This window comes from Salinarimonas chemoclinalis (genome assembly GCF_041514305.1).
GTDB lineage: Bacteria > Pseudomonadota > Alphaproteobacteria > Rhizobiales > Beijerinckiaceae > Salinarimonas > Salinarimonas chemoclinalis.
In genome coordinates, this window is record NZ_JBGMWH010000001.1 from 537,379 (window position 1) to 551,706 (window position 14,328).

Annotated in this window: 10 protein-coding genes; 9 read left to right on the top strand and 1 reads right to left on the bottom strand. The window is 71.9% G+C overall.

Features of this window, described 5'->3' with window-relative positions; genetic code table 11:
• The first annotated feature begins 160 nt into the window (after positions 1-160).
• The 4 genes from AB9M23_RS02440 to AB9M23_RS02455 all read left to right on the top strand — a co-directional run bounded on the left by AB9M23_RS02440 (position 161) and on the right by AB9M23_RS02455 (position 3,704).
• Positions 161-1,897 carry an ArnT family glycosyltransferase gene (locus tag AB9M23_RS02440; protein WP_372422176.1) on the top strand — a complete coding sequence of 579 codons (1,737 nt, stop codon included), beginning with the start codon at positions 161-163 and terminating at the stop codon, positions 1,895-1,897.
• A complete protein-coding gene (locus AB9M23_RS02445) occupies positions 1,894-2,724 on the top strand; it encodes a glycosyltransferase family 2 protein (RefSeq protein WP_372422177.1) in 831 nt (276 codons plus the stop codon). The genes AB9M23_RS02440 and AB9M23_RS02445 overlap by 4 nt, the downstream gene beginning before the upstream one ends.
• Positions 2,721-3,056: a lipid-A-disaccharide synthase N-terminal domain-containing protein gene (locus tag AB9M23_RS02450; RefSeq protein WP_372422178.1), complete on the top strand. Its 336-nt coding sequence runs from the start codon at positions 2,721-2,723 to the stop codon at positions 3,054-3,056. The genes AB9M23_RS02445 and AB9M23_RS02450 overlap by 4 nt, the downstream gene beginning before the upstream one ends.
• 66 nt (positions 3,057-3,122) lie before the next feature.
• Positions 3,123-3,704, top strand: coding sequence for an LOG family protein (locus AB9M23_RS02455; RefSeq protein ID WP_372422179.1), 582 nt, complete (start codon positions 3,123-3,125; stop codon positions 3,702-3,704).
• A 3-nt stretch (positions 3,705-3,707) separates the two neighbouring features.
• Here the strand turns inward: AB9M23_RS02455 and AB9M23_RS02460 are convergent, their stop codons facing one another.
• On the bottom strand, positions 3,708-4,256 hold the full coding sequence (locus AB9M23_RS02460; protein WP_372422180.1) for a DUF924 family protein: 549 nt from the start codon (positions 4,254-4,256) through the stop codon (positions 3,708-3,710).
• A gap of 273 nt (positions 4,257-4,529) precedes the next feature.
• On the opposite strand from AB9M23_RS02460, the gene ilvC reads away from it, so the two are divergent.
• The 5 genes from ilvC to AB9M23_RS02485 all read left to right on the top strand — a co-directional run bounded on the left by ilvC (position 4,530) and on the right by AB9M23_RS02485 (position 14,272).
• The gene (gene ilvC / locus AB9M23_RS02465; RefSeq protein WP_372422181.1) at positions 4,530-5,549 is read left to right on the top strand and encodes a ketol-acid reductoisomerase; all 1,020 of its coding nucleotides are present in this window, start codon (positions 4,530-4,532) and stop codon (positions 5,547-5,549) included.
• Positions 5,550-5,774: 225 nt separating this feature from the next.
• Complete coding sequence (locus AB9M23_RS02470; RefSeq protein WP_372422182.1) at positions 5,775-8,792, top strand: hypothetical protein; 3,018 nt, start codon at positions 5,775-5,777, stop codon at positions 8,790-8,792.
• Between the two features lie 157 nt (positions 8,793-8,949).
• Positions 8,950-12,216 carry a hypothetical protein gene (locus AB9M23_RS02475; protein WP_372422183.1) on the top strand — a complete coding sequence of 1,089 codons (3,267 nt, stop codon included), beginning with the start codon at positions 8,950-8,952 and terminating at the stop codon, positions 12,214-12,216.
• 87 nt (positions 12,217-12,303) lie between these two features.
• Positions 12,304-13,152 carry a pyridoxal kinase PdxY gene (pdxY, locus tag AB9M23_RS02480; RefSeq protein WP_372422184.1) on the top strand — a complete coding sequence of 283 codons (849 nt, stop codon included), beginning with the start codon at positions 12,304-12,306 and terminating at the stop codon, positions 13,150-13,152.
• 7 nt (positions 13,153-13,159) lie between these two features.
• Positions 13,160-14,272 carry an endonuclease/exonuclease/phosphatase family protein gene (locus AB9M23_RS02485; RefSeq protein WP_372422185.1) on the top strand — a complete coding sequence of 371 codons (1,113 nt, stop codon included), beginning with the start codon at positions 13,160-13,162 and terminating at the stop codon, positions 14,270-14,272.
• Positions 14,273-14,328 lie beyond the last annotated feature (56 nt).

Below are 14,328 nucleotides of genomic sequence, written 5' to 3' on the forward strand. Positions count from 1 at the left end.
GATTATCTACGCCGCCTTGGTTTCGCCGCGCCCGGCGCGCAGAGCCGCGGCCTCGGCGGGGGACGTCCGAGGAACCGTGTGGCGGCTCTCGCGAAGCCCTCGCCGCATTTGACATTCGCACCCGGATTGCGGAGATGACCCGCGCCGCCGGAGCCGCTCGATGACGACACTCTCCCTGAACAGGGACGGAAGCTTTGCCAGGCCCGATCGCGGGACGTTCGGGGGGCGCGTTCTCGCCTTCGCGGAAGGCGGCCACGGGCGCGCGGCGTTCCTCCTCGTGCTCGTCTGCCTCGCCTGCTTCTTGCCCGGCTTCGTCTCGCTCCAGCCGATGGACCGCGACGAGCCGCGCTACGCGCAGGCGACGAAGCAGATGCTGGAGACCGGCGATTTCGTCGACATCCGCTTCCAGGAGGAGGCCCGTCACAAGAAGCCGGTCGGCATCTACTGGATGCAGGCCGCCACGGTCTCCGCCGCGGACGCGCTCGGGCTCGCGGAGGCGCGCACCACCATCGCGGCCTATCGCGTGCCATCCCTGCTCGGCGCGATCGCGGCGACGCTGCTCACCTACTGGGCCGCGCTCGCGCTCGCGCGGCGGCGCGAGGCCTTCCTCGCCGCGGCGCTCGTGGGCGCGAGCGTGATCCTCATGGTCGAGGCTCGGCTCGCGAAGACCGACGCGATGCTCCTCGCCTGCTGCGTGGCGACGATGGGCGCGCTCGCCCGCGCCTGGCTGGCGCGGGGGGCGGTGCGGCTGCCGACGGCCGTCTTCCTCGCCTTCTGGATCGGGATCGGCGTCGGGGTGCTGGTGAAGGGGCCGCTCGTGCTCCTGTTCGCGGGCCTGCCGGCGATCATGCTCTCCCTCCACGAGCGCTCGGCGCGCTGGCTCGGCGCGCTGCGCCCGCTGCCCGGTGTCGCGCTCGCGCTCGCCATCGCGGCACCCTGGTTCGTGATGATCGCGCTGCGCTCGGGGGCGGACTTCTTCGCCGCCTCGGCGGGGCAGGACCTGCTCGGCAAGGTCGGCACCGCGCAGACCTACCATTGGGCGCCACCGGGCTTCTATCTCCTCGCCTTCTTCGCCACCTTCTGGCCCGGCGCGCTGATGGCCGCGATCGGCGCGGAATTCGCCTGGATCAACCGGCGCGCCCGCGAGGCGGCCTTCCTCGTCGCCTGGGTCGTCCCCGCCTGGATCGTGCTGGAACTCGTGCCCACGAAGCTGCCGCACTACACGATGCCGCTCTACCCGGCGCTGGCGATCGCGGCGGCGCTGGGCATCGGCCGCGGCTTCGTCGGACCCTACCGGCGCCGCTTTCGGCTCTTCGGCTTCCTGCTCGCGCTCGTCCCCGTCGGCCTCCTCGTCGGCCTGCCGATCGCCGCCTGGACGCTGGGCGATCGGCTCGGCGTCCCCGCCCTCGTCGCGCTCGCCGTCGCCGCGGCGATCGGGCTCGTCGCCTGGCGGCTTTGGGCGAAGGCGCGGGTCGAGGACTCCGCGCTCGCGGGCGTCGCCTCCGCCGTGGTGCTGTCGATCGCGGTGTTCGGCCTCGCGCAGAAGGACCTCTCGGCGCTGAAGCTCTCGCCGAGCCTCGCGGCCGCGGCGGAGCGCGCCACCTCCTGCCCCGACCCGCGCGTTGGGACGCTGGGCTATCGCGAGCCGAGCCTCGTCTTCCTCGCCGGCACGGACCTCGCGATGCTCGACGGGCCCGTCGCCGCGGCGCGCTTCCTCGGCGACGGCGATTGCCACGTCGTGCTCGTGACGGAGGCGTTCGAGGTCGGCTTCGGCCAGGCGCTGGCGCAGGCCGGGCTCGCCGCGGTCCAGGCCGAGCGGGTGCTCGGCTTCAACATCAACGGCGGAGACCCGATGGGCATCGGCGTCTACACCCTCGCCGGGGAGGGGGCGCGATGAGCGGTCCCTCCAGCGCGGCCCCGGCCGATCGCGCGCCCGCGCCCGCGCCGGTTCTCTCCGTCGTCGTGCCGGTGAAGAACGAGGCCGGCAACATCCTGCCGCTCGTCGCGGAGATCGAGACCGCCTGCGCGCCGCTGGGCGCCTTCGAGATCCTGTACGTCGACGACGGCTCGACCGACGCGACCCCCGCCGAGCTCGCCGCCGCGCAGGCGACGCGCCCGCACCTTCGCGTCGTCCGCCACGCGCAGAGCTGCGGCCAGAGCGCCGCGGTGCGCTCCGGCGTCCGCGCCGCCCGCGCGCCGCTCGTCGCGACGATCGACGGCGACGGCCAGAACGATCCGGCCTTCATCCCCGACCTCGTCACGGCGCTCGAGGCCGCCGGCCCCGGCTGCGGCCTCGCCGCCGGCCAGCGCACGAGCCGCAAGGGCCGCTTCAAGGCCTTCCAGTCGCGCATCGCCAACGGCGTGCGCCGGCGCGTGCTCGCCGACGCCACCCGCGACACGGGTTGCGGGCTCAAGGTCGTGCGCCGCGACGTCTACCTGATGCTCCCCTATTTCGACGCGCTCCACCGCTTCATGCCCGCCCTCGTCGCGCGCGAGGGCTTCTCGGTGGTGCACGTCGACGTGAAGGACCGCCCGCGCCTGGCGGGCACGTCCAAGTACGGCATGCTCGACCGGCTCTTCGTCGGCATCCTCGATCTCGCGGGCGTGTGGTGGCTGATCCGCCGCCGTCGGCGCGTGGCGGACGCGCGCGAGACGGTCCCGTCGGATCACGCAGCCCGCGCGGGCGCCGCGCGGTCCCCCATCTCGGAAGGACCTCCTCGATGATCGCCAACCTGATCGACGATCTGGGCGGGCGCCTGCACACGATCTTCATCGACAGCTTCGACACGGTCGTGCTGATCGGCCTGCTCGGCCAGCTGCTGTTCACCGCCCGCTTCGTCGTGCAATGGATCGCGAGCGAGCGGGCGGGCAAGAGCGTCGTGCCGATCTCGTTCTGGTTCTTCTCGCTGGGCGGCGGGTTCATCCTGCTCGGCTACGCCGTCTACCGGCAGGACCCGGTCTTCATCATCGGGCAGGCGCTGGGATCCTTCATCTACATGCGCAACCTGATGCTCATCGCCAAGTCCAAGCGCGAGACCCGCTCGCTCACGTCGTGAGATCGGCGGGTGACAACGCCCGCTCCGGGCGCTAGGAAGCCTCGTCCGCCATCGGAGGTCCGCGTCATGACCCGTATCTGCGTCTTCTGTGGCTCGAATCCGGGCAACGATCCGGCCTATCGCGCCGCCGCGGTCTCGCTCGGCGAGACGCTCGCCGCGCGGGGCATCGGGCTCGTCTACGGCGGCGCCTCGGTGGGCCTCATGGCGGTCGTGGCGGATACCGTGCTCGCCCGCGGCGGCGAGGTGGTCGGCGTCATCCCGCAGATGCTCGTCGACAAGGAGATCGCGCATCGCGGCCTCGCCGAGCTGCACGTCGTCGAGAGCATGCACGCGCGCAAGAGCCGGATGGCGGATCTCTCGGACGGGTTCGTCGCTCTGCCCGGCGGCGTGGGCACGCTCGAGGAGCTGTTCGAGATCTGGACCTGGGCGCAGCTCGGCACCCACGCCAAGCCCGTGGGCCTCCTCGACGTCGCGGGCTTCTACGACCTTCTCGGGCGCTTCCTCGACCACGTGGTGGCGCAGGGCTTCATGCGCGAGGCGCACCGGGGCATGCTGCTGCGCGCCGAGGAACCCGGCGCGCTGCTCGACGCCTTCGCGGCCTGGACGCCGCCGGTCGTGCACAAGTGGGTCGAGCGCTCGCAGACTTGAGCCTCACCCCCTGAAGTCGCTCTCCGCCAGGAACGCCGCCTCCTCTGGCGTCGTCTCCCGGCCGAGGATCGCGTTGCGGTGGGGGAAGCGGCCGAAGCGGGCGACGATGTCGCGGTGGTGGCGCGCCCACTTCACCCCGTCCGCGTCGTCGATCTCCTCGTTGAGCGCAACCGACCGGTCCTGGAGGGTGAGGTCCTCGGCGTGCTGGAACGGCAGGAAGAAGAAGCGGCACATCGGCGGTGGGAAGGCGCGATGGTGTCCGCGCTCGATCGCCCGCTCGGCGATCAGCACCGCCTGCGCGTCCGTGCGGTAGACGTCCTTGGTGCCGCGGAACATGTTGCGCGGGAACTGGTCGAGCAGGATGAGCAGCGCGAGCGAGCCCTCCGGCAGGAGCTCCCACTCGTCGAGCCGGCCCGCCGCCGCCGCCTGGTGCGTCGCGCCGAAGCGGTCTCGGATCTGCGCATCGAAGGCCTCGTCCTTCGAGAACCACTTCTGGGGACCCGCGGCCTCCCAGAAGGCGACGATCTCGCCGTACCCCACCGTCTCGCTCATGTCCGCTCTCCCGATCTGCCGATTGCGCCCGGTCGCGCCGATCGATAACACGCCATCGGTGACACGTCGCGCGGGCCGCCGCGCGCGGGCGTCGCGGCGATTTTCGCGGCGGGCTCCCTTGCGTACGCCGCCATCCCCGCTACAAGCGAGCGCGAGCGCGCAGCGATGTTGCGCGGAACGGCCGGCGGGCGCAACGAAACGCGAGCGGGCGGGGCGAGCCCCGATCGATGGGAAGACGGGGGCGCGCCCCCGCGTGAGAAGGGAAACGAGACCATGCGCGTGTATTACGATCGCGACGCCGACATCAACCTGATCAAGGGCAAGAAGGTCGCCGTCATCGGCTACGGGAGCCAGGGCCACGCCCATGCGCTGAACATGAAGGATTCGGGCGTCGGCGAGGTCGCGATCGGCCTGCGCGAGGGCTCGTCCTCCGCCCGCAAGGCCGAGGCGGCGGGCCTGAAGGTCATGAGCGTCGCCGATGCGGCGCGCTGGGCCGACGTCGTGATGATGCTCACGCCCGACGAGCTCCAGGCGGATATCTACGCCGAGCACCTCGACGCCAACATGAAGCAGGGCGCCGCCCTGATGTTCGCCCACGGCCTCAACGTCCACTTCAACCTGATCACCCCGCGCGCCGACCTCGACGTGCTGATGGTGGCGCCGAAGGGCCCCGGCCACACCGTGCGCTCCGAGTACGTCCGCGGCGGCGGCGTGCCCTGCCTCATCGCCATCGCGCAGGACGCGTCGGGCAACGCCCACGATCTCGGCCTCTCCTACGCCTCCGCCGTCGGCGGCGGGCGCGCCGGCATCATCGAGACGACCTTCCAGGAGGAGTGCGAGACCGACCTCTTCGGCGAGCAGGTCGTGCTCTGCGGCGGCCTCGTCGAGCTGATCCGCGCCGGCTTCGAGACGCTGACCGAGGCGGGCTACTCGCCGGAGATGGCCTATTTCGAGTGCCTGCACGAGGTGAAGCTGATCGTCGACCTCATGTACGAGGGCGGCATCGCCAACATGAACTACTCGATCTCCAACACGGCCGAGTACGGCGAGTACGTCACCGGGCCGCGGATCATCACCCCCGAGACCAAGGCGGAGATGAAGCGGGTGCTCGACGACATCCAGACCGGCAAGTTCACCCGCGACTGGATGCTCGAGAACAAGGTCGGCCAGACCTCGTTCAAGGCGATCCGCGCCCGCAACGCCTCGCATCCGATCGAGGAGGTCGGCGCGCGGCTGCGCGAGATGATGCCGTGGATCAAGGAGAAGGCGCTCGTCGACAAGGCGAAGAACTGAGCGCGGCTCCCGATCGGCGGCCAGGAGGGTCGCCATCCCGGCTGCATCGGCAGACATCGAGAGGCCCCCGTCGTCCGCGAGGACGGCGGGGGCCTCTCGCATTCGAGGAGCGGGGGCGTCTACGCCTAAAGTATGACGCAAGATGCGCATGAAGCATGCTTGACGGATTTGGATCTTTGTTCAAATCATATAATCGAATTCATGGTTATACGCAGGAGAAGGGCCATGGTCGGGATCACGGGGGATCGTGGCGTCGAGACCAATCTGCCGCCGGCCGGCGGCGCTCTCGGCAACAATTCCGGCTTCACGCTGGCGAGCGGCGTGGTGGTGGCGCAGGTGATCGCGCCGGACGCGGGCGTGGAGGCGGCGCGGCAGGTTCTGGAGCGCGCCTTCGGCCTGCCGTCGGTGAGCCCGCCGCCGCCGCCGCCCGCGGGGCTCGGCGCGCGGGCGACGCAGATGCTCGGCAATTTCGCGCGGCTGGGGCTCGCCTTCGTCGCCGGGCGCTACCTGACCTCGGAGGGCGATCTCAACCTCGCCAAGGACCTCGGCCAGATCGGCCGCAGCGTCACGCTGCGCGACTGGCAGGACGCGCAGCAGGCCACCCGGGCCATGGGCTGGGACGCCGAGGGCATGGGCCGCGACTGGACGCCCGACCAGCGCACCCGCTTCGTCCACGGCGCCGCCGACCTGTATCGCCTGCTCGAAGACGGCACGATCGGCGAGGACACGTTCTCGCGCAGCATGAACACGCTCTTCCAGCGGGTCGCCAACATGGGGGCGAGCGGCGGCGGCGAGCTGCTCGGCCCGCCCGCGCCCGCCGGCCGCGCCGAGGCGCCGCCGACGGTGTCCTACACGCCGCCGGTGGCCATCCCGCAGGCGCCGCCGGAGCCCACCGTCAACGGCAGCGCGCGCCTCACGCTGGGCGGCTCGGCCTACACGATCGAGAACACGTCGGAGGGCTTCCGCGTCACCAACGCGGACTACGGCTTCCAGGCGCAGATCCGGGCCTCGAGCCTCGACCAGGCGCGCGACATCCTCAAGAGCGCCTGGCTCGCCGGGCAGATCCCGGGCCCGACGCCCTCGGAGAGCCCGCTCACGATCGCCAACCAGCGCTTCTCGATCGTCGGCAACAACGGCACCTACGGCCTGCGCGATCCCGCCGGCGAGCTGATCTACCAGCTGCCCGGGCGCACCCTCGCGGAAGCGGCGGAAGCCGCGCGGGCGGCCTATCTCGGCGGCGACATCCCCGGCTTCCCGCCCCAGTCGAACCCGCTGACGATCGGCGGCCATCGGCTCGACATCGTCGGTTCCCACGGCGACTTCGGGCTCCTCCTGCCCAATGGCGACTATGCCGGGCGCGTGCGCGCGGGCAGCCTCTCGGACGCGGTCGCGCAGATCGAGACGCTCTACCTCGACGGCCGCATTCCCGGCCTGCCTCCGAACCGCCTGACGATCGGGCTCGAGCCCGGGCTCGAGGTGCGCATCATGGGGCCGGGCGGAAGCGGGCCGTACGGGCTCGTGGGTCCCGACGGGGAGCTGCTCCTGCGCCTGCGCGCGCCGGGCGCGCACGGCGGGGACCGGCATCCCTTCTCCTTCGACGAGGCCGCCTCCATCGCCCGCGACCTGTTCGCGCGCGGCGCCCTCGCGCCCTTCGGCCTCGAGCCGAGCGCGCCGGACGCGACCTACCCGCCGATCCCCGACCCGTGGGAGACCGACCCCGAGCCCGCGCCGGCTCCTACGACTACGCCCGCACCCGATCCGGCGCCTGCCCCGCCGCCGGTGTCCTCGCAGCCGCTGCTGCCCCCGGCGGTGCCGCCGGACGCGCCGCTGCTCCCGCCCGCCGGCGAGACCGGCGGCGGCGACGGCACGAACGGCCCGGGCGGACCGCCGCGCACGGGCGGTCCCGACGGCACGAACAACGACGACGAGGAGCCGACCCCGGAGGAGCTCAACGCCTTCCAGCAGTGGTTGCGCAAGAGCGCCGAGAACTGGAACGCGCTGCGCGGCAACGCCATCGAGCGCGCCCAGCAGTTCCGCCAGCTGCTCTCCACGACGATTTCCACCGTCGGCAAGGCGCTCGCGATCACCAATGGTCTCGGCGCCGCGGGCGGAGCGCTCTTCTACGGCGGCATCCAGGAGCAGCGCACCGGTCCGGCGGTCACGCCGGCGAACGCCGCCGACGAGCTGGCGAAGCTCCAGGCCGACCCGCTCGCCTACCTCGAGGCGAACTACACGAACGCCGTCGCCGGCATCAACCTGGGCGACCGCCTCTACAACATGAGCGGCAACCTGCTCGAGCTGACGAACCCCGACGGCACGATCGAGCATTTCCGCCGCGTGCCCGAGGACCTCTTCCTCGCCCTGCGCGACGCCCAGCAGGCGGCCGGCAACCCGTCGAGCCAGGTCTTCGTACAGGAGCAGTATACCCGCCCCGACGGGACGGTCGACACGCTCGACGTCGAGATCCGCCCGCCCTTCCGCTCCGAGCCGCTGCGCGACGCGACGATTTACGGTCAGCTCGCCGACAACTCGCAGCCGTGGTCCTTCGCCTTCCGGGCCGGCTTGAGCTTCGGCCCGCCGGAGGGGCAGAACCTGACGCTGGGGCTCAACACCAACTTCTTCTACCGCACGCAGACCGACACGATCACGACGGTGCGGCTCGGCCTCCAGCCGCCCGGCGGCACCGGCGCCCAGCTCGGCCTGCGCCAGCAGAACACCAACGTGCTCACCGGCATCAGCGCGAACGCCTCGGCGATCGACATCAACCCGTCGCAGGTGCGCGACCTCACCGACCCGGACTCGCCCTTCAACGACGCACGGCTGGTGGTCGCCAACGCGCGGCTCTACCTCGTCACGGGCAACCGCGATCGCGTGCGCATCGACGCGACGGCGCCGACGGCGGGCTCCTCGCCCACCGGCGGCTACGCCCGCGCCCGCGAGACGGGGTTCCTCGAGATCGGGCTGGGCGGCGACTTCCTGCGCTACACGCAGGGCGACACCTGGTGGTCGGCGAACTTCTACAACGAGCTGCAGCTCTACACGCCGGACCTGCGTACGCAGCTCGGCTTCGGCCAGAACGGCGGGCTCGGGGGCGGCTTGCAGCCCTTCCCGCTCTTCGAGGTCGATCCTGCGCTCCAGTTCTCCACGAATCAGGTGCCGCGGATCACGCCGGCGGTTCCCGGGCTGACCGGCGACGACGTGAATTGGGACAACCCGGCCATCTATGAGCCCTTCCATCCATGACGCGGCTCGGGGGCGGTGCGGAGCGCCGCCCCCGATTGCAGTCGGGACAACCTTGAGAATATGTATTCCATCTATGGATAATTTGAACGCATTCAAAATATGTTGAACGCATGGATTATTCATCTTAAATTCCTTCGGCGTAGAGAAAACCGGAGGAATGATGATGGTCGACTCGGTGAACAACCCCCTCGGCGGCAGCGGCACGACCCCCACGAGCCACGGCACCACGACCGGCTTCACGCTGGCGAGCGGCGTGGTGGTGGCGCAGGTGATCGCGCCGGACGCGGGCGTCGAGGCGGCGCGGCAGGTTCTGGAGCGCGCGTTCAACCTCCCGTCGGTGAGCCCGCCGCCGCCGCCGCCCGCGGGGCTCGGCGCGCGGGCGACGCAGATGCTCGGCAATTTCGCGCGGCTGGGGCTCGCCTTCGTCGCCGGGCGCTACCTGACCTCGGAGGGCGATCTCAACCTCGCCAAGGACCTCGGCCAGATCGGCCGCAGCGTCACGCTGCGCGACTGGCAGGACGCGCAGCAGGCCACCCTGGCCATGGGCTGGGACGCCGAGGGCATGGGCCGCGACTGGACGCCCGACCAGCGCACCCGCTTCGTCCACGGCGCCGCCGACCTGTATCGCCTGCTCGAGGACGGCACGATCGGCGAGGACACGTTCTCGCGCAGCATGAACACGCTCTTCCAGCGGGTCGCCAACATGGGGGCGAGCGGCGGCGGCGAGCTGCTCGGCCCGCCCGCGCCGACCGGCCGGGCCGAGGCGCCGCCGACGGTGTCCTACACGCCGCCGGTGATCGTCCCCCAGGCGCCGCCGGAGCCCACCGTCAACGGCAGCGCGCGCCTCACGCTGGGCGGCTCGGCCTACACGATCGAGAACACGTCGGAGGGCTTCCGCGTCACCAACGCGGACTACGGCTTCCAGGCGCCGATCCGGGCCTCGAGCCTCGACCAGGCGCGCGACATCCTCAAGGGCGCCTGGCTCGCCGGGCAGATCCCCGGGCCGACCCCCTCGGAGAGCCCGCTCACGATCGCCAACCAGCGCTTCTCGATCGTCGGCAACAACGGCACCTACGGCCTGCGCGATCCCGCCGGCGAGCTGATCTACCAGCTGCCCGGGCGCACCCTCGCCGAGGCCGCGGAGGCGGCGCACGCGGCCTACTTCACCGACCAGATCCCGGGTTTCCCGTCCCAGGACAACCCGCTGACGCTCGGCGGCCAGAGGCTCAACATCACGGGGTCGCATGGCGACTACGGCCTGATCCTGCCCGACGGCAGCTACGGCGGGCGCTTCGAGGCGGGCTCGCTCGCCGAGGCGGCGGGCATGATCGAGACCGCCTGGCTCGACGGCGTGATCCCCGGCATGACGCCGCCGTCGCGCACGATCGACCTCGGCGACGGGGCGACGGTGCGTCTGGTCGGCGGGCCGGAGGCCGGCGCGTACGGCATCGCGGACACGGCCGGGGAGTTGCTCACCCGCATCCTCGTGGAGAACGACGACGGCACGACCCGCAACCCCGCCTCCTCGGACGAGGCCGAGGCCGTCGCGCGCAACCTCTACCGCATGGGCGGTCTCGCCGATCTCGGCCTCGCCCCGCCGGCGGCGACCACGTCGCCCGGCCAGGGCGACGACGTCGTGCTCTACGGTGCCGACGGCCGTCCGCTGCCGCCCTCGAGCGCCGGCGAGGACGAGGAGGAGACCCCCGCCGCCGGCGGCGACGACGGCGGCATCGACGGCGGCAACGGCAACGGGCCCGTCGTCGGCACCGGCGGCCCGGGCGACGAGGACGACCCGGACTGGAACCAGTTCGAGCGCGACGCGCGGTTCAACCTGGAGGGCAAGGGCTTCTCGCAACAGGCCGTCGAGCGGCTCGTCCAGAGCTGGAAGGCCGCCTACCAGAACGGCGTCTCGATCTCGCAGCTCCAGCAGCGGCTCGCGACGACGACGCCGAACCTGGCGCAGAAGGTCAACCAGCTGCTCGAGAACCCCGCCGCCGCGCGCAACCTGCCCTTCGCGGTCGCGGTCGGCACGGCGCTCCTGGGGGTGGGCACCTGGGCCTTCCTCGGCTTCGCGAACCTCTTCCCCGAGAACGTGCGCAGCTTCCTGACACAGGGCCGCGACATGCCCGAGGTCGGCGACACGATGGTCGACGAGCACGTGCTCGCGGGCGTCAACGCCGTGCTCAGCGCCGGCTACCCGAACATGGACGAGCTGCTGCGCGATCCCGACGGCACGCCCCGCGACTTCACCGACGAGGCGGAGTACCAGGCGGCGATCGGCGAGATCCAGGAGTGGAAGCAGGCCCGCGCACAGCAGGCGGTGGAGGTCATGGTCGGCAACATGGCCGTGCTCCAGGCGGAGGTGGGCGTGCTGATCGGCAGCGAGGCGCTCGCCGATTTCGCCCGGCGGCTCACCAACCCCTCGACGATCGGCGTCGCCGACGTCCAGGGCCTGCTGGGCATCGGCGGGCTGGGCACCGCCCAGCAGATCACCACCGCCGCGCACATGATCCAGGTGAACATCGCCATGCACGGCGACGCCGCGCTCGGGATCATCAACGCCCAGCGCGACTCGCAGCTCGCCGAGACGCGCGACCAGAGCTCGGCCCAGGCCAGCGCGGAGACCGCGATCGTCACGAGCCAGATCGAGCGGGTCGGCGACCTGCTCGCGCGCGGACCCGGGCCGGCCGCGGACATCGGGACAAACCCCTCCGTCGCGCAGCTGCGGGTCGCGCTCGAGGCCTATCGGTCCTTCGTGGGCGAACTCGGGGCCGCGCAGCGCCAGATCCAGGACACGCTCGACGCGCTCCCCGACGGATTCGACGCCGCCGCCCGCCAGCAGCTCGTCGATGCCCGCAACCGGCTCCAGGACCGCGTCGATGCGATCGCCGGCCAGGTCACGACGCTGACCTTCCAGATCGACCTCCTCCAGGGGAACGAGATCTCCCGCAACACGACCGAGGTGAACCGGGAGGTCGACGCCGGGCGCCGGGCCGTCGACCTGTGGAACGGGCGCTTCGACACCGCCCACACCCTGAGCGAGTTCCCGAGCATCAAGGCGCCGATCAATTCCGCGACGTTGTTCGATCTCGTGAGCGCGGTCGAGGACCTGACGGGGCGCCCCTTCGACGCGGGGAGCTTCCCCCGGCTCGCTCAGGCGCCGATGGTGGAGCTCCTCAACGAGCAGAACCCGGACTGGGTCCTGCAGATCGCGCCCGGGCGAGACGCGCCCTACACCGAGGCCGAGGCCCAGGCCCTGCGCGACGAGGCCCTGGGCCGGGCGCAGGCGGGCGATGCCGCCAACGGCCGCGACATCGTCGTGCCCGTGGAGGTCTGGCGCGAGATACTCAGCGGCCGGCGGCAATCGTCGAGCGACGCCGATTTCACCATCCCGGGCCTCGTCGGCGACGTCGTCGCCGCGTGAGGAACGGCTGCCATGCGGCCCGCGGGGCGTGCGCGCCCCGCGGGCTCGTCGTATCATGGCCACCCGTCGATCTAGCCGGAGCGCGCCATGAACATCCTCTCGATCCAGTCCCACGTCGCCTACGGCCACGTCGGCAACGCCTCGGCGGTGTTCCCGATGCAGCGGCTCGGCTGCGAGGTCTGGCCGATCCACACGGTGCAGTTCTCGAACCACACGGGCTACGGCGCCTGGAAGGGCCGCGTCTTCGACGGGCCCGCGATCGAGGAGCTCGTCGAGGGCATCGCCGAGCGCGGCGTCCTGCCGCGCTGCGACGGCGTGCTCTCCGGCTACATGGGCTCGGCGGACATCGGCACGGCGATCCTCGCCGCCGTGGCGCGGGTGCGCGCGGCGAACCCCGATGCGCTCTACTGCTGCGATCCCGTCATCGGCGACGTCGGCCGCGGCGTCTTCGTGCGCCCGGGCATCCCGGAATTCATGCGCGACCACGCGGTGCCCGCCGCCGACGTCGTCACGCCCAACCAGTTCGAACTCGACTTCCTGGCGGGGCGCGAGACGCGCACGCTCGCCGACGCCAAGGCGGCGATCGCCGCGGTGCAGGCGCGCGGGCCGCGGGTCGTGCTCGTCACCTCGCTCCACGTCGACGACACGCCCGAGGGCTGCATCGACATGCTGGCGGGGGAGGGCGGGCGCTTCTGGCGGCTGCGCACGCCGATGCTCTCGGTCTCGGTGAACGGCGCGGGCGACGCCATCGCCGCCCTGTTCTTCGTGCACTGGGCCCGTTCCGGCTCCGCCGAGACGGCGCTCGCGGAGGCGGGCGCGTCGGTGTTCGGGCTCCTGAAGCGCACCCAGGACGCCGGCTCGCGGGAGATCCTCACGGTGGCCGCGCAGGACGAGTTCGTGAACCCGACGCGCCGCTTCCCCGTCGAGCCGGCGTGACGTCGCCATGCGGCTGCGGATCGCCACCTTCAACGTCGAGAACCTCGTCTCGCGCAACGCCTACGGCCCGAAGGCGCGGCCGCAGACGGGGCCGGCGCTGTCGCTGTTCGACTTCGCCGACCCGCGGATGCGCGAGCACATCCAGGCCGCGACCGCCGTCGCGCTCGAGGACGACGAGCGCCAGGCCACCGCGCTCGCCATCGCCGAGACCCGCGCGGACATCCTCTGCCTGCAGGAGGTCGACGGGCTCGGCGTGCTCGCGCCGTTCATCGCGAACTACGTGCACGCCGTCTCCGACATCCGCTACGGCCACATGCGGCTCGAGCCCGGCAACGACCCGCGCGGCATCGACGTCGCCTTCTGCGCCCGCAAGGGCCTGCTCGCCGACGAGACGCGGGTGACCGCGCGCTCCTGGAAGGACGCCACCTTCGCCGATCTCGGGGTGTACGATCCGGCGCTGGAGGCCATGGGCATTCCGCAGGGTTCGAAGGTGTTCAACCGGGATTGCCTGGAGCTGTCCCTGGAGTTCGAGAACACGACGCTGACGCTCTTCGTCTGCCATCTGAAGTCGACCGGTTGGGGGCCGCGCGACGCCGGCTCCGTCCTGCGCCGGGCCGAGGCGCGGGCGATCCGCGCGATCGTCGAGCGGCGCTTCGGCGCCGGCTGGCGCGCGGCGCACTGGATCATCGCGGGAGACCTCAACGCCTCCCGCCGGGCCGTTCTGCCCGGTGGGAGGATCGTCCACGTCGACGACACCGGCATCGAGCCGCTCACCGAGGATTTCGCCGTCGACCCGGCGCGCTCCCTGCCCGAAGACGAACGCTGGACCTACTACCACCGCGAGACGTCCGACGGGCGCGTCGTCGCAGAGCGCCACGTCCAGCTCGACGTCGTCCTGCTCTCGCCGGCGCTCGCGGCGGCGAACCCGGGGGCGCGCGTCGAGATCCTGCGCCGCGGCTTGCCCTATCGCGTCCCCCTCGACCCCGCCCACCCGGATCGCTCGATCGGCCATCTCGCCACCCGCGCCGACCGCTACCCGCGCATCGGCTGGGAACGGCCGCGGGCGAGCGACCATTGCCCCGTCGTCGTCGAGATCGACTTGCCTCCCGCCGCCGCCTGATCCACGAAATCGAACTCCCGCGCGCCCACTCGCCCGGCAGCCCGCGCCCACGAGGT